At 75.2% G+C, this 21512-nt stretch carries 19 protein-coding genes and 2 pseudogenes; 12 read left to right on the top strand and 9 right to left on the bottom strand.

The genetic code is table 11. The annotated features are described in order from the left end of the window. Positions 1–29: 29 nt before the first annotated feature. Both ACY34I_RS18970 and ACY34I_RS18965 read right to left on the bottom strand, forming a co-directional pair. Positions 30–425 (bottom strand): DUF2267 domain-containing protein, encoded by a 396-nt coding sequence (locus ACY34I_RS18970; protein WP_462756313.1) that lies wholly within the window; start codon positions 423–425, stop codon positions 30–32. 124 nt (positions 426–549) lie between these two features. Continuing rightward, a complete protein-coding gene (locus ACY34I_RS18965; RefSeq protein WP_462756312.1) occupies positions 550–1818 on the bottom strand; it encodes an MFS transporter in 1269 nt (422 codons plus the stop codon). A gap of 99 nt (positions 1819–1917) precedes the next feature. Here ACY34I_RS18965 and ACY34I_RS18960 point away from each other — a divergent pair, with 99 nt between their 5' ends. Then, positions 1918–3231 carry an aminotransferase-like domain-containing protein gene (locus tag ACY34I_RS18960; RefSeq protein ID WP_462756311.1) on the top strand — a complete coding sequence of 438 codons (1314 nt, stop codon included), beginning with the start codon at positions 1918–1920 and terminating at the stop codon, positions 3229–3231. 12 nt (positions 3232–3243) lie between these two features. On the opposite strand, the gene ACY34I_RS18955 is transcribed toward ACY34I_RS18960, so the two are convergent. Further along, the gene (locus ACY34I_RS18955) at positions 3244–3642 is read right to left on the bottom strand and encodes an NUDIX hydrolase (RefSeq protein WP_462756310.1); all 399 of its coding nucleotides are present in this window, start codon (positions 3640–3642) and stop codon (positions 3244–3246) included. Between the two features lie 60 nt (positions 3643–3702). Here ACY34I_RS18955 and ACY34I_RS18950 point away from each other — a divergent pair, with 60 nt between their 5' ends. Beyond that, positions 3703–5871: a molybdopterin-containing oxidoreductase family protein gene (locus tag ACY34I_RS18950; protein WP_462756309.1), complete on the top strand. Its 2169-nt coding sequence runs from the start codon at positions 3703–3705 to the stop codon at positions 5869–5871. Between the two features lie 83 nt (positions 5872–5954). Here the strand turns inward: ACY34I_RS18950 and ACY34I_RS18945 are convergent, their stop codons facing one another. From ACY34I_RS18945 to ACY34I_RS18930, 4 genes are read right to left on the bottom strand one after another with little or no spacing between them, the layout of a single operon-like run. Continuing rightward, positions 5955–6452: an N-acetyltransferase family protein gene (locus ACY34I_RS18945; protein WP_462756308.1), complete on the bottom strand. Its 498-nt coding sequence runs from the start codon at positions 6450–6452 to the stop codon at positions 5955–5957. A 26-nt stretch (positions 6453–6478) separates the two neighbouring features. Next, positions 6479–7906 carry an MGH1-like glycoside hydrolase domain-containing protein gene (locus ACY34I_RS18940; RefSeq protein ID WP_462756307.1) on the bottom strand — a complete coding sequence of 476 codons (1428 nt, stop codon included), beginning with the start codon at positions 7904–7906 and terminating at the stop codon, positions 6479–6481. Next, entirely contained in the window at positions 7903–8721 is an 819-nt protein-coding gene (locus tag ACY34I_RS18935) for a sugar phosphate isomerase/epimerase family protein (protein ID WP_462756306.1), read from the bottom strand. The genes ACY34I_RS18940 and ACY34I_RS18935 overlap by 4 nt, the downstream gene beginning before the upstream one ends. After that, positions 8721–9758: a zinc-dependent alcohol dehydrogenase gene (locus tag ACY34I_RS18930; RefSeq protein ID WP_462756305.1), complete on the bottom strand. Its 1038-nt coding sequence runs from the start codon at positions 9756–9758 to the stop codon at positions 8721–8723. Before ACY34I_RS18930 ends, ACY34I_RS18935 begins: the two co-directional genes overlap by 1 nt. A 119-nt stretch (positions 9759–9877) precedes the next feature. On the opposite strand from ACY34I_RS18930, the gene ACY34I_RS18925 reads away from it, so the two are divergent. From ACY34I_RS18925 to ACY34I_RS18905, 5 genes are all read left to right on the top strand, one after another. Next, positions 9878–11269, top strand: a complete 1392-nt coding sequence (locus ACY34I_RS18925) for an ABC transporter substrate-binding protein (RefSeq protein ID WP_462756304.1) — start codon at positions 9878–9880, stop codon at positions 11267–11269. Further along, on the top strand, positions 11266–12222 hold the full coding sequence (locus tag ACY34I_RS18920; protein WP_462756303.1) for a carbohydrate ABC transporter permease: 957 nt from the start codon (positions 11266–11268) through the stop codon (positions 12220–12222). The genes ACY34I_RS18925 and ACY34I_RS18920 overlap by 4 nt, the downstream gene beginning before the upstream one ends. Beyond that, positions 12222–13088 carry a carbohydrate ABC transporter permease gene (locus ACY34I_RS18915; RefSeq protein WP_462756302.1) on the top strand — a complete coding sequence of 289 codons (867 nt, stop codon included), beginning with the start codon at positions 12222–12224 and terminating at the stop codon, positions 13086–13088. Before ACY34I_RS18920 ends, ACY34I_RS18915 begins: the two co-directional genes overlap by 1 nt. Positions 13089–13124: 36 nt before the next feature. After that, on the top strand, positions 13125–13727 hold the full coding sequence (locus ACY34I_RS18910; RefSeq protein WP_462756301.1) for a phosphoesterase PA-phosphatase: 603 nt from the start codon (positions 13125–13127) through the stop codon (positions 13725–13727). A 121-nt stretch (positions 13728–13848) separates the two neighbouring features. After that, positions 13849–14454 carry a class I SAM-dependent methyltransferase gene (locus tag ACY34I_RS18905; RefSeq protein ID WP_462756300.1) on the top strand — a complete coding sequence of 202 codons (606 nt, stop codon included), beginning with the start codon at positions 13849–13851 and terminating at the stop codon, positions 14452–14454. A 197-nt stretch (positions 14455–14651) separates the two neighbouring features. Here the strand turns inward: ACY34I_RS18905 and eccB are convergent. Further along, a pseudogene (gene eccB / locus ACY34I_RS18900) lies at positions 14652–16019 on the bottom strand (type VII secretion protein EccB); the annotation flags it as partial. 263 nt (positions 16020–16282) lie between these two features. Here eccB and ACY34I_RS18895 point away from each other — a divergent pair. The 5 genes and pseudogenes from ACY34I_RS18895 (at position 16283) to ACY34I_RS18875 (ending at position 20206) form a co-directional block, all read left to right on the top strand. Next, positions 16283–16552: a metal-sensitive transcriptional regulator gene (locus tag ACY34I_RS18895; protein ID WP_462756299.1), complete on the top strand. Its 270-nt coding sequence runs from the start codon at positions 16283–16285 to the stop codon at positions 16550–16552. A gap of 129 nt (positions 16553–16681) precedes the next feature. Further along, complete coding sequence (locus ACY34I_RS18890; protein ID WP_462756298.1) at positions 16682–18082, top strand: rhodanese-like domain-containing protein; 1401 nt, start codon at positions 16682–16684, stop codon at positions 18080–18082. Between the two features lie 89 nt (positions 18083–18171). Continuing rightward, the gene (locus tag ACY34I_RS18885) at positions 18172–18753 is read left to right on the top strand and encodes a rhodanese-like domain-containing protein (protein ID WP_462756297.1); all 582 of its coding nucleotides are present in this window, start codon (positions 18172–18174) and stop codon (positions 18751–18753) included. After that, positions 18750–19659: pseudogene (locus ACY34I_RS18880) on the top strand (sulfite exporter TauE/SafE family protein). Before ACY34I_RS18885 ends, ACY34I_RS18880 begins: the two are co-directional and overlap by 4 nt. Continuing rightward, positions 19598–20206 (top strand): class I SAM-dependent methyltransferase, encoded by a 609-nt coding sequence (locus ACY34I_RS18875; protein ID WP_462756296.1) that lies wholly within the window; start codon positions 19598–19600, stop codon positions 20204–20206. The pseudogene ACY34I_RS18880 and the gene ACY34I_RS18875 overlap by 62 nt, the downstream one beginning before the upstream one ends. Positions 20207–20242: 36 nt before the next feature. On the opposite strand, the gene ACY34I_RS18870 is transcribed toward ACY34I_RS18875, so the two are convergent. Continuing rightward, a complete protein-coding gene (locus ACY34I_RS18870; protein WP_462756339.1) occupies positions 20243–21247 on the bottom strand; it encodes a zinc-binding dehydrogenase in 1005 nt (334 codons plus the stop codon). Positions 21248–21512 lie beyond the last annotated feature (265 nt).

Below are 21512 nucleotides of genomic sequence, written 5' to 3'. Positions count from 1 at the left end.
AGCTCAACCCGGTCTACTGGGGAGCTTCCTCACGCATCGTACGGCGGGCGCGGGATCGGGTCCACCATCGCGTCGAAACCCTTCGGCAACTGCGCGAGCAGGTCCTGGAACTCGCCGACCGTCACCGCCTCGCGCAACGTGGTGAGCACCGCGCGGGTGCCCACCTCGGCGACCGCCGGGTCCACCTCGGCCCGTTCGGCCACCCGGTGCACGAAGGCGACCGCTCCCCCGCCCCCGGCCACCCCGGCCGGCGCGGACAGATAGCTGCCCAGCTCGTCCGGCAGCTGCGCAGCCAGCTCCGCCGACTCGTGCCCGGTCACCCGCTCGGCGAGCGTCTGCAGCACCGCCCGGGAGATCGTGGCCGCCTGCTCGGCGGGCAGCTCGGCGCGGTGCGACACCGCCTCGACGAATCGGGGAAACCGCACGTCGCCCTCCTGTCGTCGCCGGCGCGCCGCCGGGTTGCCGACGACCCCAGCTCGGCGCGGCTGGCGCCGCGCGACGACCTGGAGCCGTCGGTGGGTACCCGCGACCCGGCGGGGCAAACGACGCTCACCGCCCGGCGGGCACCCCCGCTTCGGCCTCCGCCGGTTGGGGCAGGTCCGCCGGGCGCGGGAAGTCCCGGGTCCGCCAGACCGGCGAGCAGCGGGTGACCAACGCCGCCCCACCCATGCCGGCCGCGGCCAGCGCGAGGTACGCCGGCGCGCCCAGCAACCCGGTCAACGCGCCGCCGAGGACCGCGCCGAGCGGCATCGCCCCCCAGATCACGAACCGGCTGGTCGCGGTCATCCGGGACAGCATCGCCGGGGGCGTGGCGGCCTGCCGCAGACTGACCGCGTTGACGTTGTAGAGGCCGCTGGCGAAGGCGCTCACCGCCAGGCCGGCACCGATGCCCAGCGGGTGCGGCAGCAGCACCAGCACCGCACCGGCCTGCAGCACGGCCGCCCCGGTGACCGCCCGGCCCACACCGAGGCGGGCCCGCGCCCGGCCGGCCACCGCCGCGCCGAGCAGGTAGCCGACGTTGGCGCCGGCGACCAGCAGGCCGACCGTGGCGGCGGGCAGGTGCCGCTCGCGCACCGCGTACACCACCAGCATGGCCAGGAAGCCGGCGTGCCAGAGGTTGGTCAGCCCGGAGCAGAGGGTCAGCGCCCGCACGACCGGGTCCCGCAGCACGAAGCGGACCCCACCGGCCGCGTCCCGCCACACCCCGCCGGTGCGGGGGGCGGCGCTGCGCGCCAGCCGCGGCGTGCCGGCGAGGAAGAGCGCGGAGGCCACGAAGCTCGCCACGTCGACCAGCAGGACGACCGGCGCGCCGAGGGCGCCGACCAGCACGCCGGCCAGGCCCGGGCCGGCGGTCTGCCCGACCGCCCGGGTCGCCTCCAGGCGGGCGTTGGCGTCGGCGAGGCGCGCGGCCGGCACCACCGCCGGCACCGCGGCGAAGTACGCCACGTCGAACAGCACCGTGGCGCAGCCGGCGAGCAGCGCCACCACCACCAACTGGGCCAGGCTGAGCAGCCCGACCGCCCAGGCGAGCGGCACGCTGGCCAGCAGCAGGGCCCGGGCGAGGTCGGCGGTGACGAGGACCGCACGGCGGGGCAGCCGGTCCACGAGCGCCCCGGCCGGGATGCCGAGCAGCAGGTACGGCAGGGTCGCCGCGGCGGTCAGCGCGGCGACCCCGGTCGACCCCGCGCCGAGCACGGTCAGCGCCGCGAGCGGCAGCGCCACGCCGGTGACGTGGGTGCCGAGGGTGCTGACCGCGTCGGAGAGCCAGAGCCTGCGGAAGGTGGCGTGCCGCCAGAGGGCGGCGGAGGTGACGGTCATGCGAGCAGCCTCGGCGGCGTACCCGGGAAGTCGGGTGGACCGGATTGTCACGGTGACAATCCGGCGACGGACGGCCGGACGCGGGGCTAGATTGTCACGGTGACAATCTGGGAACCGGCGGCGCCGGCCGGGGCCGGACCCCGCTACCTCGCGCTCGCCGACGCGATCGGCGCGGACATCGCGGCCGGGCGGCTGGGGCCCGGCGACCGGCTGCCGCCGCAGCGGGAGCTGGCCCGGCGGCTCGGCGTCACCATCGCCACCGTGGGCCGCGCCTACCAGGTGGCCGCCCGGCGCGGCCTGCTCACCGGCGAGGTCGGCCGGGGCACCTTCGTGGCGCCGGCGCCCGCCCCGCCGGCCCCGGCCGCCGCCCCGGTGCTCGACGTGGCCGCCGTGCACCCGCCCGGACACGGGCCGGTGCACCGGGCCGTCGCGCCCATCCTGCACCGGATCGCCGCCGACCCGCTCGCGGTCGGCGCGGAGGACGCCGACGCGGTCCGGCACCGCATCGCCGGGGCCCGGTGGATGGCCCACGCCGGCTGGCGGCCGGACCCGGACAACGTCGAGGTGACCGCCGGCGGGCAGCACGCCCTCGCCGCCGCCCTGGCCGCCCTCGCCCAGCCCCGGCACGTGGTGGTCACCACCGAGCTGACCAATCCCGGCCTGCTCGCCGCGGCGCGGCTGCTCCGGGTCGAGCTGGCCACCGTGCCCGGCGACGCCGCCGGCCCCCGGCCCGACGCCCTCGACCGGCTCTGCGCCCGCCGCCGGGTCGCCGCGCTGCACCTGCACCCCACCCTGCACAACCCGACCGGGCTCACCATGCCGGCCGAGCGCCGCCGGGAGATCGCCGCCGTCGCCACCGCGCACGACCTCACCGTCATCGAGGAGGACCCGTTCGGCGCGCTGCTGCCCGACCGGCCGCCGCCGCTCGCCGCCTGGCACGCCCGCACCCTCCACCTGACCGGCATCACCAAGACCCTCGCCCCCGGGCTGCGGATCGGCTACCGGTACGCCCCGGCGGCGCTCGCCGCGCCGCTGCACGCCGCCGCCCGGGCGCTCGCCTGGGCACCCGCGCCGCTGGTCGCCGAGGTCGCCACCCAGCTCGTGCTGAGCGGGCACGCCCACCAGCTCGCCGCCGCCCGGGCCGCCGAGCTGGCCGGCCGGGCCGCGCTCGCCCGGGAGCTGCTCGGCGACCGGGTGTCCGCCCCAGGGCCGGCCCCCTTCGCCTGGGTACGCCTCAACCACGACGCCGAGGCGGTCACCGCGCTCGCCCGCCGGCGCGGCGTGGCGGTCGCCGGCACCGACGAGTTCGCCGCCCGGCGGGCCGCCCCGCCCGGCCTGCGGGTCAGCCTCAGCGCCGACGACGACACCGTCCGCACCGCGCTGCACGCCCTGGCCCGGCTGCTGCCCGGCTGACCCGGCCAGGACCTACCGCAACGCGCCGGTCGACCGCAGGTGGTCGAAGACGAGCTGGTTCGCCGCGGAGACCCGGTGCCGGTCGGCGTAGCCGAGCCAGGCCAGCTCCTCGATCTCGCTGGCCGGCCGGAGCGTGCCCCGGTAGTCGGCGGCGTAGCAGGTCATCCGCACCAGCGTCCCGGCGGCGCGCCCGTGGGCCGGCGCGGTGAAGGTGCCCACGTGCCCGGCCGACTCCGGCACGATCGCCACGCCCAGCTCCTCGGTGACCTCCCGGGCCAGGGTCTCCAGGTCGGTCTCGCCGGCCTCCCGCTTGCCGCCGGGCAGATACCAGACGTCCTTTCCCCGGGACCGGGCGCACAGCACCCGGCCGTCCTCGACCCGGATCCAGGCCACCTTGTCGATCTCGCCCACGGCACTCCCCCGGCTCGGCTGCGGCACCACGCTATCGGACCCCCTGAGTAGGCTGGCCGCATGGCCCGCACCACCCATCCCGGCGCCTGCCCGCTGGACTGCCCGGACACCTGCGTCTGGCAGCTCACCGCGGAGGACGGCCGGGCCGTCGCGCTGCGCGGCGACCGCGACCACCCGTTCACCCGGGGCGCGCTCTGCGGCAAGGTCAACCGCTACCTCGACGCGGTCAACGGACCCGACCGGCTGACCACCCCGTACGTCCGGACCGGGCCGAAGGGCGTCGGCCGGGTCGCCTACCGGCCGGCGAGCTGGGACGAGGCGGTCGAGCGGGTGGCCGCCGGGCTGCGCGCGAGCATCGACCGCCACGGCCCGGAGGCGATCCTCCCCTACTACTTCGCCGGCACGATGGGGCACGTGCAGGGCTGGACGATGGGTCCCCGGCTCTTCGCCCACCTGGGCGCGTCACGGCTGGACACCACCATCTGCACCGCCGCCGCGCGGGCCGCGCTGGCCTCGATCTACGGCAGCTCGGTCGGCTTCGAGCCGGAATCCATCGTGGACGCCCGGCTCATCGTGCTCTGGGGCGCCAACCCGCTCGCCACCAACCTGCACCTGTGGCCGTTCCTGCAGCAGGCCCGGGAACACGGCGCGCACCTGGTCACCATCGACCCGCTGCGCACCGACAGCGCGGCGCGCAGCGACGAGCACCTCGCCCCGCTGCCCGGCACCGACGCGGCGCTGGCGCTCGGGCTGATGCGGCACGTCCTCGACGCCGGCGCGGCGGATGAAAAATGGCTGGCGGCGCACACGGTCGGCTGGCCGGAGCTGGCGGCCCGGCTCGGCGAGTGGCCGGTGGAGCGGGCCGCCGCGCAGTGCGGCCTGCCGGTCGAGGCGGTCCGCCGCCTCGGCGAGCGCATCGCCACCACCCGGCCCACCGCCGTCCGGGTCGGGCTGGGCCTGCAACGGCATCACGGCGCGGGCCAGGCGATCCGAGCGATCTGCGCGCTGCCGCTGGTCACCGGCGACTTCCGCTACCCGGGCGGCGGCGCGCTCGTGTCGACCAGCGGGCACCACCCGATCGACGAGGGACCGGTGATCCGGCCGCCGGACATGCCCGCGCCGCGAGCCCGACTGGTGAACATGAGCCGGCTCGCCGCGGTGCTCACCGGGGAGGCCGACCCGCCGGTCACCTCGCTGGTGGTGTTCAACGCCAACCCGGCCGCCACCGCCCCCGACCAGACCCGACTGCTCACCGGCCTGCGCCGCGCCGACCTGCACACCGTCGTGCTGGAGCAACGCTGGACCGACACCTGCGACTACGCCGACGTGGTGCTGCCGGCCACCATGCAGCCCGAGCACCTCGACCTGCACTCCTCCTACGGACACCACTACACGACCCTCAACCTGCCAGTCACCCGGGCGCCGGGCGAGGCGCTGCCCAACACCGAGATCTTCCGCCGGATCGCCGCCGCGCTCGGGATCGACCATCCCCGGCTGCGGGACAGCGACGAGGACCTGGCCCGGCAACTGCTGCGCGGCACGCCGGTCAGCTTCGAGGAGCTGTGCGAGCGGACGTACGCCCGGACCAGCGGGGTGGCGGTCGGGTCCGCCCCGTACGCCGACGGCGGCTTCCCCACCCCCGACGGTCGGGCCCGGCTGCACGACCCCGCACTGGCCCGGCGCGGGGTGGACCCGGTCGTCGGCTACACCCCGCCGATGGAGGCCGCCGACCCGGCGCTGGCCCGCCGGTTCCCGCTGGTGCTCGTCGCCCCGGCCGGCCGGTACCTGATGAACTCCACCTTCGCCTCGCTGCCCTGGCACGCCCGGCGGACCGGGCCGCCCCGGGTGCACCTGCACCCGGACGACGCGGCGGCGCGCGGCCTCGCCGACGGCGACGCCGTGCGGGTCCACAACGACCGGGGCGCCTTCCTCGCGGCGGTCGCCGTGGACGACGCCACGCGACCCGGGCTGGCGTTCACCTACAAGGCGTACTGGGCGCGGCTGAGCCCCGGCCGGGCCACCGTCAACGCGGTCACCGCCGTCCGCGACGCCGACCTGGGCGGCGCCCCGACGTTCCACGACTGCCGGGTGGAGGTCGAGCCGGTGCCGGCCGCGCTGCTGACGGTAGAGCCGCCCCAGGACAACGAGGCCGTGCCGCCGCCCCGCGAGGCGACGGACGACCCGGCCGGGCCGGTGCCACGACCGACGGAGGCCGTGCCGGCCGGATGAGGCGGCCGCCGGCGTCCCGGCAGGTACGCCAGCCAGCGGGGTACGTCAGCCGGACCGGGCCGCCGGGTGCGGCGGGCCGGCGGTCAGCCGACCACCGGACTGCGCCGTTCCAGCAGGACCACGTCCCGCCACCGGCCGTGGTGCCGGCCGACCCGCTCGCGGACGCCGACCACCCGGAACCCGGCCCGCTCGTGCAGCGCCAGGCTGGCGGTGTTCTCCGGGAACACCGCGGACTGGATGGTCCACACGCCGGCCGCCTCGGTGGCGGCGATCAACTCGTCGAGCAGCCGGCGGGCCACGCCCCGCCCCCGGGCGGCCGGGTCGACGTACACCGAGTGCTCGACCACCCCGGCGTAGACCGCGCGGGTCGAGGTCGGCGAGACGGCGATCCAGCCGAGCACCCGGTCGTCGGGGTCCACCGCGACCAGGCGATACGCGGGCAGCTTCGCCGCGTCGAACGCCGGCCACGAGGGGGCGACCGTCTCGAAGCTGGCGTCGCCCTCGTCCAGCCCCTGCTGGTAGATGGCCAGCACCCGGTCGGCGTCCTCGGGACGCATCGCCCGGACCCGCACGTCACCCATGACCGCACGATAGCCAGCGGGACGCTTCACCCCTCGGCGAGGGCGTCCAGCAGCAGGGCGGCGGTCCAGCTGAACGCCGGCGAGCCCAGCCCGGCCCCCGTGTCAGGGTGGAAGTACTCGTGGCAGCCACTGCGGGCGACCACCGCCAGCATGGACTCGCGCAGGCCGGCGGCCAGGTCGGGGCGGTGGTGGGCGAGCAGCCCGCGCCACAGCAGCCAGCTGGTGTTCAGCCAGCTCGGGCCGCGCCAGTAGCGCAGCGGCTCGAAGTCCGGCGCGGTGCGGTCATAGGTCGGCAGCGGACGGTCCATCCGGACGGCGAGCCCGAACCGGGGCGAGCCCGCCTCGGCGAGCACCGCCCGCACCTGGAGGGCGGGCAGGTCGGGCAGGATAAGCGGCATCAGCCCGAGCACCGTGCGGGCCGGGATCAGCCGGCCGGTGCGCACGTCACGCGGGTGGAAGGTGCCGGTGGCCGGGTCGTACAGCCGCTCTACCAGGGCCTGGGTGAGCCGCGCCGCGCGTTCCCGGTGCGGCCCCGGGTCGGCGCCGACCACCGCGGCGATCCGGGCCAGCGCGTGCTCGGCCAGCCCGAGCGCCGCGTTGACCAGCGGGCACTCCACCAGGAACGGGTGCCGGCCGAGCAGGCCCTCGTCCCGGTAGCCCCCCGCCCGGTAGGCGTCGACAAGCGCGACGTAGCGCGCGTAGTCCAGGTCCGTGGGGCGGTGCGCCGCGTCGGCGTGCGCGGTGTCGTGCCGGCGATACGCCCGCATGACCTCGGCGTCGGCGGGCACCGCGGCCAGCGGGGCGTCCCAGGCGGGGCTGTTGTCCAGCCCGGACTCCCACGGGTGCACCACGGCGGCCAGCCCGGCGCCGCCGACGTCCCGCGCGCCGGTCAGGTAGCGCTGCTGGGCGACCAGCCGCGGGTAGAGCCCGCGCAGTGCCCGCACCGACGCCTCGGAGGGGGCGCGGCGGTGCACCAGCCAGGCGGCGGGGGCGTGCACCGGCGGCTGGACGATCCCGGAGGTGGCCGCCGCGGGGGCGCCGGCAGCGCGGGCGGTGTCCCAGAACTCCGGCCCGGGGAAGTACGAGCCGGCCCGCAGCGCCGGGTTGAACACGATGTGCGGCACCCGCCCATCGACCCACTGCGCGGCGAACAGGGTGTGCAGCTCCCGCCAGGCCCGATCCGGGCGGAAGTGGGCCAGCCCGACCGCGATGAACGCCGAGTCCCAGCTCCACTGGTGCGGGTAGAGGGCGCGCGACGGCACGGTGTGGTCGTGTTCCCAGTTGGCGTCGAGGGTGGTGATCGCCAGCCGGCGCAGCGCGGCGGCGCGTTCCGGGCCGGCCGGGCGGGGGTCGCCGGCGTGCGACTCGGCGGGTGTGCCGGGGAGCCTCAGCGCCCGCTCGGCAGCCGCCCGAGCAGCGCCGTACCCCATGGTTCGCTCACCACGCTCGCTCATGCGGCCGCCTGCCGGGGCCGGGCCTGGGCGAGCACCGTGGCCGCCTGGCGCAGCGCGGCAACGGGCTCCCCGCGCAGCCGGCACTCGACGGCCAGCCAGCCGGCGTAGCCGAGGTCGTCGAGGGTGCGCAGCAGCTCCGGCCAGTCCAGGTGACCGGCCCCGGGCTGGTAACGGTTGGAGTCGCTGACCTGCACATGCCCCAGGTACGGCGCGGCCGCGCGCAGCGCCGCGGGCACGTCGTCCTCCTCGATGTTCATGTGGAAGGTGTCGGCGACCACGCGCACCGAGGGCAGACCGACGGCCCGGCACAGCGCGACCGCCTCGTCGAGGCGGTTGACCATGTGGTCCTCGTAGCGGTTCAGCGGCTCCAGGAAGACGGTCACCCCTTCGGCGCGGGCGTGCTCGCCCAGCTCGCCGAGGGCGTCGACGAGCACCTGCCGGTCACCGGCGGGCGGGCGGGGCGGCTCGAACGGCGGCAGCCGGCGGGAGAACATCCCCCAGGCGGCGGGCGTCATCGCGCCGATCCCGCCGATCTCGGCGATCACCGAGAGCTGGGAGCGCAGGTTGCGCACGGCGTCCCGGGAGCGCTCCGGGTCGAAGTCGCCGATGAAGTGGTCCATCTCGACGCAGACGGTGGGCAGCACCACGCCGTCGGCGCGAGCCCGGCGCAGCTCGGGCAGCCGGCGGGCGAACGCCAGGTCGCCGCGGCCGCGCAGCTCGATGCCCTGGTAGCCGAGCGAGACGGCGAGGGCGTACTTGTCGGACAGGCTGGCGCCGGGAAGCAGCTGCTCCTGGCAGGCGAGTGGAATGGCCATCAAAACCTCAGCACCACTTGGAGGACGGCATCGTCACCGCGGTCGAGCAACGCCAGCGCGTCGGCCACCGCGCCCGCGTCGACGACGTGGCTCACCAGCGGCAGCGGGTCGACGCTGCCCTCGGCCACCAGGTCCATGAAGGTGTGGGCGATCCTGGGCCCGGTCCACCGGCCGGCCGTGCCGGGCCCCGGGGTGGGCCCGGAGACCTGGGCCGCCACCAGCTGGATCCGGTTGTGGTGGAACTCCTCGCCGAGCCCCAGCCCGTGGGCGTACCCCTGGTAGAAGCCGGCGGCCACGACGCGGCCGGCGTGGGTGGTGGCGCGGATGGCCTCGTGCAGCGCCGGGTACGACCCGGACAGCTCCAGGCAGACGTCCGCGCCCCGGCCGTCGGTAGCCGCGTGCAGCACGGCGGCGGCCGAGTCGACGGCGGCGTCGACCACCCGGCGGGCGCCGAGCGCGACGGCGTGCGCCAGCCGGGCCGGCACCCGGTCGACCGCGACGACCCGGGCCCCGGAGAGGACGGCGAGCCGGGTGCCGAGCAGCCCGATCACCCCCTGCCCGAAGACCCCGACCCAGTCGCCGAGGTGCAGGTCGCCGGCGAGCACGGCGGTCAGCGCGATGGCGCCCGGGCGGGCGAAGACGGCGGCGAGCGGGTCGAGCCCGGGGGCGAGCGGGGTGACCGTGCCGGCGGGCACCACGGCCTCGGCCCGGTGCCCCCAGATGCCCCAGACGAGCTGGCCGGGCCGACGGTCGGCGACGTCCGGGGCCACCTCGACGACCTCGCCGACCTCCTCGTAGCCGAAGCCGACCACCGGGTACGCGGGCGCGGCCTGCCGGGGCACGAACATCCGGGTGGCGGCGTCCCAGTCCTTGCTGAGCCGGGGGTTGCTGCCCCGGTAGAGGGTCAGCTCGGTGCCGGCGGAGATGCCGGAGTAGCGGGTGCGGACGCGGACCTGGCCCGGGCCGAGCGGGTCCGGGGGGCAGGGCTCCAGGCTGACGCGCCGGGGCCCGGCCAGAGAGACAACCCAGTTGGCCATGGCGTCGCTCCGAGGGAAGTGCCGGGCCCAAGTGTAAGCCGAAATATTGGTAAATGTCTTGTAGATGATCAATCGAGGGCGTTAGATCCCTGATGTACCCTTCGAGAGGAGTGCCACCGATGTCATCGCCCTCGATGCGGATCCTCGCTTCTACCCTGATCATGGCATTTGCCGGGACAGCCGTGGTGGCCTGCGGCGACGACGCGCGGAAAACCGACAGTTCCCAGCTGACCGTGTGGAGCCTGGAGGACGTGGCCGACCGGGTCACCGCCACCAAGGCGATCATCGCCGACTACACCGCGAAGACCGGGGTCAAGGTCAACCTGGTCACCGTCAACGAGGACCAGTTCCCGTCCCTCATCGCGTCCAGCGCCGCCGCCGGCGACCTGCCCGACGTGGTCGGGGCGGTCCCGCTGGCCGGTGTCCGCACCCTCGCCGGCAACGAACTGCTGCACCCGGACGCCAACCAGGAGGTGGTCGACAAGCTGGGTCGGGACACCTTCTCGCCGCGGGCGCTGGAGCTGACCGCCGACGGCGGCAAGCAGCTCGCCGTCCCCAGCGACGGGTGGGGGCAGCTGCTGGTCTACCGCAAGGACCTGTTCGCCGCGGCCGGCCTGCCCGCCCCCGACACGTACGAGAAGATCGCCGCCGCGGCGGCGAAGCTGAACACCGGCGGCGTCGCCGGCATCACCGCGGCCACCGCCCCCGGCGACGTGTTCACCCAGCAGACCTTCGAGCACCTGGCCCTGGCCAACAACTGCCAGCTCACCGACGACTCGGGCGCGGTGAAACTGGACTCCCCCGAGTGCGTGGCGGCGTTCCGCTTCTACGGCGAACTGATGCGCGACCACTCGGTCAAGGGCGCGCAGGACGTGGACACCACGCGGGCCACCTACTTCGCCGGCAAGGCGGCCATGCTGATCTGGTCGCCGTTCATCCTCGACGAGCTGGCCGGGCTGCGCAACGACGCCAAGCCGACCTGCCCGCAGTGCCAGCGGGATCCGGCGTTCCTGGCGAAGAACAGCGGCTTCGTCACCGGGATCAAGGGGCCGAACGGCACCGAGCCCGCCCAGTACGGCGAGATCAGCTCGTGGGCCGTGCTCGATGGCGCGGCCGACCCCGCGAAGTCCTTCGTGGAGTACATGCTCTCCGACGGCTACCCGCGCTGGTTCGGCATGTCCCCCGAGGGCCGCTTCCCGGTCCGCAAGGGCACCGGCGACGACAAGGAGAAGTTCCTCACCGCCTGGAACACCAGCCCGGCCGGCGTGGACACCAAGCAGCCGCTGTCGCAGGTGTACGGCGAGGACGTGCTGGCCACCCTGCGCCGCAGCCCGGACACCTTCCAGCGCTGGGGGCTCAGCCAGGGCCAGGGCAAGCTGGTCGGGGCGATCCTCGGCGAACTGCCCGTGCCGAAGGCCCTCGCCGATGTGATCGCCGGCAAGTCCGACGCCGCCGCGGCCGCGAGCCGGGCGAAGAAGGACGTCGAGGCGATCAAGGCGGGCATCAATTGACCACCGCCGCGCCGGAGGCCGGCCGCTCCCCCACCCGGGAGCGGCCCCGCCCCGGCCGACGCCCGCTCACCCTGCGCCGTCGCGAGTCCCGCGCCGGGCTCGCGCTGGTCACCCCGACGCTGCTCGTCGTGGTGGCGGTGATCGGCATCCCCATCGCCTGGACGATCGTCCTGGCCTTCCAGCGGGTACGCCTGGCCACCCTGCGCCGGACCGGCCTGTTCGGCGAGCTGACGCTGGACAACTTCGACCGGGTGCTGCACACCCCCGGCTTCGCCGACACGCTCTGGACCACGCTGGTCTACAGCGTCGGCGGCACCGCCGGGTCGATCCTGGTCGGGCTCGTGGCGGCGCTGGTGGTCCGCCGGCCGTTCCGGGGCCGCACCGTGGTCCGGGCGTCCATGCTGCTGCCGTACGTGGCGCCGGTGGTCGCGATGGCCTTCGTCTGGCAGGTGATGCTCGACCCGCAGCTCGGGATCGTCAACGACTGGGGACGGCGGTTCCTCGGCTGGGACGCGCCGATCCCGTTCCTCTCCCAGGACTCCACCGCGCTCTGGACGGTCATCGCGTTCGAGGCGTGGCGCTACTTCCCGTTCGCCTTCCTGTTCCTGCTGGCCCGGCTCCAGGCCGTACCGGGTGAGCTGGAGGAGGCGGCCCGGGTCGACGGGGCCACCCCGACCCAGCGGTTCCGGCACATCCTGCTGCCGCAGCTGATGCCGGTGATCGCGCTGCTCGGGGTGCTGCGGTTCATCATGACGTTCAACAAGTTCGACGACGTCTACCTGCTCACCGGCGGCTCGGCCGGCACCGAGGTGGTCAGCGTCCGGGTCTACCAGTTCCTCACCGCGCGTACCGACATCGGCGCGGCGGCCGCGCAGGCGGTCGTGCTGGCCGTGGTGCTGATCGTGTTCGTCGCGATCTACCTTCGCTTCTTCGCCCGGCGAGGGGAGGTGTGATGGACCGGGACCGGATCGAGACGGTCAGCCTGCGCTGGCTGCGCCGGCTGGTGATCGCCGTCTTCCTGCTGGTCACCCTGCTGCCGTTCTGGTACATGCTGGTGCTCTCGGTACGCCCGATCGAGCGGCTGCTGCTCGACCCGGGCTCGCTGCTGGTGCCGGTCGGCGAGCTGACCGTCGCCACCTACGCCGAGGTGCTGAGGGCCACCGAGGACGGTGGGCAGGGTTTCCTCACCTTCATCCGCAACAGCGGCCTCGTCGCGCTGGCCGCCGCGGCGCTCACCCTGGTGGTCGCCATCCCCGGGGCCTACGCGGTGTCCCGGCTGCGGTTCTTCGGCCGGCGGCAGGTCCACGCGCTCTTCCTCGCGGTGTACCTGTTCCCGTCGATCGTCATCGCGATCCCGCTCTTCGTGGTCTTCACCCGGGCCGGGCTGCGCGGGTCGCTGGTCGGGCTGGTGCTGGTCTACATCTCCCAGACGCTGCCGGTCTCGGTCTACATGCTCAAGAACTACTTCGAGACCATCCCGGTCAGCCTGGAGGAGTCCGCCGCGATCGACGGGGCCGGCCGCCTCGGCGTCATCCGCCGGGTCAGCCTCCCCCTCGCCGCGCCGTCGGTGATGGCGGTCGCCCTGTACGACTTCATGATCGCCTGGAACGAGTTCCTCTTCGCGCTGCTCTTCCTCGTCGACCGGCCGAACCGGTGGACCGTCTCGCTGGGCCTGTCGCTGCTCTCCGACGGGGTCGAGGTCCCGAAGACGGTGCTGATGGCCGGGTCGGTGATCCTCACCCTGCCCATCGTGGTGCTCTTCTTCGCCAGCGAGCGGCTGCTCACCGAGGGGCTCACCAGTGGCGCGGAGAAGGGGTGATTTGACCTTGCCCGGTGCGGCCCGCAGGATGGCCCGGTGCGGGCGGTCGCGGAACGGACGGTCGGCGGGCGGCTGGCCCGACTGGTCACCGAGGTGCTCGCGCCGAGCGTGCTGGTGACCGCGATGCCGCTGCTGGTGGCCGCCGGTGCCAGCCACGACCTGGGCAGCTTCCTGCGCTGGGCCGGCACCGCGCTGCTGTTCTGCGCGGTCATCCCGGTCGGCGTGATCGTCCACGGCGTACGCCGGGGCCGGCTCACCGACCGGCACGTCGGCGACCGGACCCAGCGGGCCCGCCCGCTGCTGACCGGCCTGGCCTCGGTGGCGGTCGGCATGGGCCTGCTCGTCGCGCTGCGCGCCCCGGCCGAACTGTTCGCCATGATCGTCGTGATCTTCGTGGTCGGCGCGGCCTGCACCCTGGTGAACCACTGGTGGAAGCTGAGCATCCACGCCGCCGTCGCCGCCGCCTCCGCAGCCGTCCTGGTGCTGCTCCATGGCCCGGCCCTGCACGTCGGCTGGCTGCTGGTGGCCGCGGTTGCCTGGTCGCGGGTGGTGCTGCGGGACCACACCTGGCCGCAGGTCGCCGCCGGCACCGCCCTCGGCGCCCCGCTCGCCGCCGGCACCTTCCTCGCCCTCACCTGAACCCGCCGAACCAGGGCGGCCTACTGCACGGAAAGCGTGGCCATCCGGGCGACAATGGCCGCCCTTTTCCGGGAATCGGTGCCCTGCCGAGGCCACGCGGGAGATCAGTTACGGTGGCGGCATGGGGAAGCCGACGCGCTGGGTGACCGAGACCCAGCCCGGACATTCGCAGTGGTACATCGACCGGTTCCGCCGGCTCGCGGCCGAGGGGGCCGACCTGGCCGGTGAGGCGCGACTGCTGGACGCGCTGGTCCCGCCCGGCGCCCGGATCCTGGACGCCGGCAGCGGCACCGGCCGGGTCGGCGCCGCACTCGCCGCCCGCGGCCACCACGTCGTCGGGGTGGACGCCGACCCGGCCCTGATCGAGGCGGCCCAGGTCGACCACCCCGGGCCGCGCTGGCTGGTCGGCGACCTCGCCGAGCTGGACCTGGCCGCGCAGGGGGAGCCGGAGCCGTTCGACGCCGCCGTGTGCGCCGGCAACGTGATGGCGTTCGTCGCCCCCGGCACCGAGCGGGCGGTGCTGACCCGGATCGCCGCGCACGTCCGCCCGGACGGGCTCGTGGTGGTCGGCTTCGGCACCGACCGCGGCTACCCGCTCGCCAACTTCGACGACGACGCGGTGGCGGCCGGGCTCCGCCTGGAGCACCGCTTCGCCACCTGGGACCTGCGCCCGTGGCTGGAGGACGCCGACTTCGCGGTCAGCGTCCTGCGCAAGCCGGCCGCCTGACCCGCCCCGGCCGGCGCCCCGCCGGCGATCGGGACTCGCGAGAGCGACACGACTTCGGCGAAGTGGCGGCTTCCGGCCTGCCCTGATGCCGCCACTTCGCCGATCTGTTGGACGCGACGTGGCGGCTTCCGGTGTGCCTGATGCCGCCACTTCGCCGAGTGTCGGACGCGACGGCGGGGGTGGCAGGCCGCTCGGGCAGGGGCGGCGACCGTGCGGGCGGCGGCCGGGTCGAGCGGGCTGCCGGCCGGGACCAGGCTGACCAGGCTGGCCGGCAGCCGGGCCGGGTGGACTCCGGCGTAGCCGAGCATGCCGAGCACGTCCGAGCCGGGGAGCGCGTACCGCCGGCCGAGGTCGGTGACGACGTGGACCGCGCCGCCGGACGCGCCGGGCGCCGCGACGGACTCGACCACGGCACCCCGCCCCGGTTCGACCAGCAGCTGGTCGGCGAGCCCGGACCGGCCACCCGTGGCGGCGGAGAGGTCCGGCGCGGTGGCGCCCACCCGCACGTCGCGTACGCCGGTGTCGTCGCCGATCCGGGCGCAGAGCGCCCCGCCGTCCACGGTGGCCAGCCGGGGCGGCACGGCCGGCGGGGCGGTGGGCCCGGTGGGCACCCGGTCGGGGAGCTTGGGCAGGGCGGCGAAGCGGCCGAGGGTGATCGGCTTCGGGTCGCCCTGGCCGGTGCGGGCGAGCAGCAGGGCGGCCTGGAGCTCGGTGACCCCGGCCAGCCCGCCCCGCTCGGCCACCGCGTACTGCCGGCCGCCGCCGGAGTTGCGGACCAGGTAGACGTCGCCGACGGTGGCACCGGTGACCCGGTCGGAGGGCGCGCCGAGGCCGGGTACCGAAGGCGGGGCCAGGTCAGCGCCGGCCGGCACGGTGTGCAGCAGCGCCGGGGCGACCGGCACGGCCCGTTCCCGGGTCGCGGCCAGCGCGGCCAGCACCCGGTCGGGGTCGCGGAGCAGGTAGCGCCGGTCGTGCCAGAGCAGGTGCAGGGTGCCGTCCGGGTGGCGTAGCAGCAGCGCCTGCTCGCCGAGGGGCCGACCGCCGGTGGCGTCCCGCCCCACCAGCAGCGCCGACCGCGCCTCGGTACGCCCCGCCTGGATGGCGCTGACCGGGCAGACCGTCCACGCTCCGGTGACGAGCCGCCCCGGCGCGGGCAGCGAGTCCGGGGCGTCCGCGATGCCGAGCGGCAGGCCGCGCGGCACCCCGTCGATGGAGCGGCGGGAGACCAGCACGGTCTTCGGCCGCTCCGCCCCGATGATCAGCAGCGCGGAGGCGTAGTTGAGCACCGGATGGAGCTTCTCCTCGCGGTAGACGAACCGCGCGCCGGACTCCTTCTCCACGATCACCGCGGTCGGGTCGCGCCAGGAACTGCCGCCGCCGGCGAAGAGGCCGTACAGGGCGAAGCCACCGAGCGCGATCACGGCGACCAGCACACTGGCGAGGCCGGCACCGGCCAACCGCCGGAAGGGCGACTGCGCGGGGTCGGTCTCCCGCATCACCAGCGCGGCGACCGCCCGCTGGACGGCGAACTGGTAGGAGTGGAGCTGGTCCTGCCGCGACGGCATCGGGTCCCTTCCGCCTGGATCGTCGGGGCACAGGATAAGCGCTCCGTCGATCTCTCGGGGACCCTCCGTGGCTGCGGTGGGCCCGGATTCGGGCGAATCAGGCAGCGACGCCTTCCGGGACGGCGGGGTCGGTTTCCGCCCAGCGGGTCGCACCGCCGAGTCCGGCGGCGCCGGGTAGGCCACGGGCCGGGTGACCGACCACACGACGTCCCAGTGGCGGACGGGTACCCCCCGGGGTATGTTGGGAGCCGGGAGGTAACGCCATGAAGCTTCAGCCCGAGATGACCAGCGAGGCGCTCACCCGGCTCAAGCGGGCGCGGGGCCAGCTCAACGCCGTCATCGAGATGATGGAGAACGGCGAGGACTGCCGCGCTGCACTGACCCAGCTCGCCGCCGTGTCGAAGGCGATCGACCGGGCGGGCTTCAAGATCATCGCTTCCGGAATGCGGCACTGCGGCGCCGCCCGCGACCGGGGCGAGCAGCCGGAGATGACCGAGGAGGAGCTGGAGAAGCTCTTCCTCGCCCTGGCCTGACCGAAGAATTCGACGCCCATGCCGCCTGAGTGCGGCATGGGCGGGTAATCGCGCCCGTAACCGGGGGCCGGAGTGTGCCTTCCACATACCCCCGGGGGTATGTGGAAGGCGTGGAAAGGAGAACGGCACATGGCAGTCGACACGTCCGTCATCGCGACGTCCTCGCTCGGCGACCGCAGCTACCTGGCCTCCGACGGACAGGTCGCGATCGTGGTCGACCCGCAACGGGACATCGACCGCGTCCTGTACCTTGCCGGGGCGAAGGGGGTACGGATCACCCACGTCGTGGAGACGCACATCCACAACGACTACGTCTCGGGCGGGCTCGAACTGGCCCGGTTGACCGGCGCCCGCTACCTGGTGGCCGCCGACGACGAGGTCGACTTCGACCGGATGCCGGTCGCCGACGGCGACGTGGTGCCCGTCTCGGACGCCCTACGCCTCCGGGTGGTGGCCACCCCGGGTCACACCTTCCACCACCTGTCGTACGTCCTCGACGAGGCCACCGACGGGGGCTGGCAGCCCGCGGGAGTCTTCACCGGTGGTTCACTGCTGTTCGGCACGACCGGGCGCACCGACCTGCTCGGCCCGGAGCACGCCCACCAGTTGGCCCACCAGCAGCACGCCTCCGCGAAGCGGCTGGCCGACCTGCTGCCCGACGGCGCCCAGGTGTGGCCCACGCACGGCTTCGGCAGCTTCTGCTCGGCCGCCCAGGCCGACGCGCCCGACTCGACCATCGGCCGGGAGAAGCAGGCGAACCCGGTGCTGCGGCTCGCCGCGGATCAGTTCGTGAGCGAGACCCTGGCCGGGCTCGACGCCTACCCGGCGTACTACGCCCACATGGGGGTGGCCAACCTCGCCGGGCCGACCCCGGTGGACCTCACCCCGGTGGCCCGGGCCGACGCGGCGCAGCTACGCGAGCGGATCGCCGCCGGCCAGTGGGTGGTGGACCTGCGGCACCGCACGGCGTACGCGGCCTCGCACCTGGCCGGCACGGTCAGCCTCGGGCTGGACGGGCCGATGTCGACCTGGCTCGGCTGGCTGATCGACTGGGGCATGCCGGTCACCCTGCTCGCCGAGACGCCGGAGCAGGTCGCCGCCGCCCAGCGGGAGCTGGTCCGGATCGGCATCGACCGGCCGGCCGCGCAGGCCACCGGCGCGGCCGAGCAGTGGGCGGCCACGCCCGACCAGCTGCGCGAGCTGCGGCGGGCCGACTTCTCGGCGCTGGCCGCCGCCCGCGCGGGGAACCTCCCCGCCGGACTGCCCGCCCCGGACGTGGTCCTCGACGTACGGATGACCTACGAGTGGCGCGCCGGCCACGTCGAGGGCGCGGTGCACGTTCCGCTGCCCGACCTGCCCCAGCGGCTCGCCGACGTACCCGCCGGCGTCGTCTGGGTGCACTGCGGCTCCGGTTATCGGGCCACCGCCGCGGCGTCGCTGCTGGCGAACGCCGGCCGCGAGGTCGTCGTCATCGACGACAAGTTCGACCGCGCGGCGGCCGCCGGCGTCGCGATGGCCGAGCAGAGCTGACCCGTATCCCGTTCCGGCCGGCGCGATCCGCGCCGGCCGGTGGATCACCCTGCCGTCAAGCATGGCGGTTTATCCCTGAACGAGGAGAAATGAGCGCTTCCGAAACCACTCGCCCGACCACCCTCGACGCCACCAGTCTGCGCGAACTGATCGAGTCGGGACGGTCGCCCCGCCTGCTCGACGTCCGCACCCCGGCCGAGTTCGAGACCCTCCACATCCCCGGCGCCTACAACGTCCCGCTGGACCTGCTCAGGGAGCACCGCGCGGAGCTGCGCAACCACCTGGACGAGGACGTCGTGCTGATCTGCCGGTCGGGCGCCCGGGCCAGCCAGGCCGAGCAGGCGCTCGCCGCAGTGGGCCTGCCGAACCTCAAGGTGCTCAACGGCGGCATGCTCGCCTGGCAGGCGGCGAACGCCCCGGTCAAGCAGGGTAGGCAGCGCTGGGATCTGGAGCGTCAGGTCCGCCTCGTCGCCGGCTCGATCGTGCTGGCCAGCGTCCTGGGCTCCATCCTCGTGCCCGGCCTGAAGTGGGTCGCCGGGTTCATCGGCGCCGGCCTCACCTTCGCCGCGGTGACCAACACCTGCGCGATGGGCATGCTGCTGAGCAAGCTGCCGTACAACCGGGGCGCGAGCTGCGATCTGGACAGCATCGTCGGCCAGCTGCGGTCATGAGCGGGGCCGTCGTCCTCACGGTCGGCCTCGCCGTCCTGATCGGCGTCAGCCTCGGGCTGCTCGGCGGCGGCGGGTCCATCCTCGCCGTGCCGCTGCTGGTCTACGTCGCCGGCCTGCCGGCGAAGGAGGCGATCGCGACGTCCCTGCTCGTGGTGGGTGCCACCAGCGCCGTGGCGCTGCTGCCGCACGCCCGGGCGGGACGGGTCCGCTGGCGTACCGGCCTGATCTTCGGCCTCGCCGGCATGACCGGTGCCTACGCCGGCGGCCGGCTCGCTGAGTTCATCCCGTCGGCGTACCTGCTCACCGGGTTCGCGGTGATGATGCTGGCCACCGCGGTCGCGATGATCCGCGGCCGGCGCGCCGCCGAGGGGAGGCCGCTGCCGCACGAGCTGCGGGTCTTGGGTGATCCTCGACGGCGTGGTGGTCGGGCTGGTCACCGGACTGGTCGGCGCGGGCGGCGGCTTCCTGGTGGTGCCCGCCCTGGCCCTGCTCGGCGGCCTGCCGATGCCGGTCGCGGTCGGCACCTCGCTCGTGGTCATCGCCATGAAGTCCTTCGCCGGCCTGGCCGGATACCTCTCCAACGTGCAGATCGACTGGGGCCTGGCCCTCGCGGTCACCGGCGCAGCGATCGTCGGCAGCGTGCTCGGCGGCCAGCTCGCCGGACGCGTTCCGGCCGACCTGCTGCGCCGGGCGTTCGGCTGGTTCGTTGTGGTGATGGGCATCTTCGTGCTCGCCCAGCAACTCCCGCCCGAACTGGGACTGGGGTTGGCCGCCGTGGCGGCGTCGGCGGTGACCGGTACGGTCACCGTCGCGGCGGGGCGACGCCGCCGAAGGAGGAGACACAGTGGACAGCAGCGCCTGGGACGCCCGCTACGCGAGCAATCCAGATCTGGTGTGGGGCGTTGAGCCGAACCGATTCGTCGTCGAGTCGGTCGACGGGCTCACCCCCGGCAGCGCGCTCGACCTGGCGGCCGGCGAGGGCCGCAACGCGAGCTGGCTGGCCGAACGCGGCTGGCGGGTCACCGCGGTGGACTTCTCGCCGGTGGCCGTCGAGCGGGGCCGCGAGCTGGCCGCCCGCCGGGGCGTACCGGTGGAGTGGCGGGTCGCGGACGTGACCACGTACCGGCCGGTGCCGGGCAGCTACGACCTGGTCCTGATCGCCTACCTCCACCTGCCCGCCGAGGACCTGGCGCGGGTGCTCGACGCGGCCCGGCAGGCGCTGCGGCCCGGCGGCACCCTGGTCGTCGTCGGGCACGACCGGGCCAACCTCACCGGCGGCACCGGCGGCCCGCAGGACCCGGCGATCCTGCTCACCCCGGAGGGGGTGGTCGACGGGCTCGCCGGGCTGCGCATCCAGCGCGCCGAGACCGCCCGCCGTCCGGTGCCCGCCGGCGACGGCGGGACCGTCGACGCCCTCGACACGGTCGTCGTCGCGACCCGGCCGGCCGCCTGATCCGGTCAAGCCGGACGGCGGGCGGCGCCCCGGGGCTCACGGACGCAGGATCAGGCGGATCGGGTTGCCCTGCTTCTCCTGGACCCGGCGCACCGCCTCCGGCGCGTCGGCCAGCGGCAACACGTCGCTGACCGACCCGGACAGGTCGAGCCGGCCCAGCCCGGTGAGCGTCACCAACTGCCCGACGTGCTCGGCCTCGGAGCCGTAGTGGCCGAGCACCGCCTGCCGGTTGTAGGTGAACCGGCTGTCCGACGGGATGCTGATCGGCTGGTTCGCGATGCCGGCGAGCACCAGCCGACCGTGCCGGCCGAGCACGGTCATGGCCTTCTCGCGGACCGCGGGGACGCCGGCGAAGTCGAAGGCGACGTCGAGCCCCCGGGTGCCGACCAGCTCCAGCACGGCGTCCTTGAAGCCGCCGTCCTTCGGGTCGAGGGCCAGGTCCGCGCCGAGGGCGACCGCCCGGTCCCGGGCCGCCGGCAGCGGGTCCACGGCGATCACCGGTGCCGCGCCGATCAGCATCAGCAGCTGCACCGCGTGCGTGCCGAGGCCGCCGAGGCCCCACACCGCGACCGCCTCCGCCGGCCGGACCCGCCCGGTGTCGGTCACCGCGGCCCAGGGCGTGGAGACCGCGTCCGGGATGATGCACGCCTGCTCGAACGGCAGCAGGTCCGGAACGGGGACCAGGGTGTCCTCGCGGGCCAGGACGTACTCGGCCCAGCCGCCGTCGTAGTCGACGCCACGGGTGAGCACGAGGCCAAACCGGTCCCGCTCCCCCGCCTGGAGCAGCACCCGCTGGCCCGGCTGCCAGCCCCGCACCCCCTCGCCCAGCGCGTCGACGGTGCCCGCCACCTCGTGACCGAGGGTCACCACGTCGCCGGGCAGGTACAGCGGGGTGAGGGTGCCGTCGATCAGGTGCACGTCCGACAGGCACACCCCGGCCGCCGCGACCCGGATCCGGACCTCTCCGCGGCCCGGTTCGGGCACCGGCACCGATTCCATCCGCAGCGCCCGCTCGGTCAGGTGCAGCCGTCCGGCCAGCATCTCCGCCACGCTCGGCTCCTTCCTCCGCCGTCCTCGACCCCGACGGCTCCAGGTCGCTGCGCGGCGTCAGACGGCCTGCGTCCGGTCCGGAGCGCCGCCTGGCGGCGCGGAGGCCGCGGTTGGGCCGCCAGCCGAGCTGGAGTCGCCGTAGGCGTACCCGGGGTGGCGCGGGCGATGCCACCGCCGGCGGAAAAAGGGGACCGCGCCCGGCGGACGGCCGGGCCGGGCCCGGACGGGCCGGTAACATCCGCCTCACGGGACCGGC

It is taken from the genome of Micromonospora sp. RTBAU3-60 (genome assembly GCF_054963695.1).
Note: the sequence above shows the minus strand (reverse complement) of the source record. Positions and strands in the feature narration are given on the sequence as shown.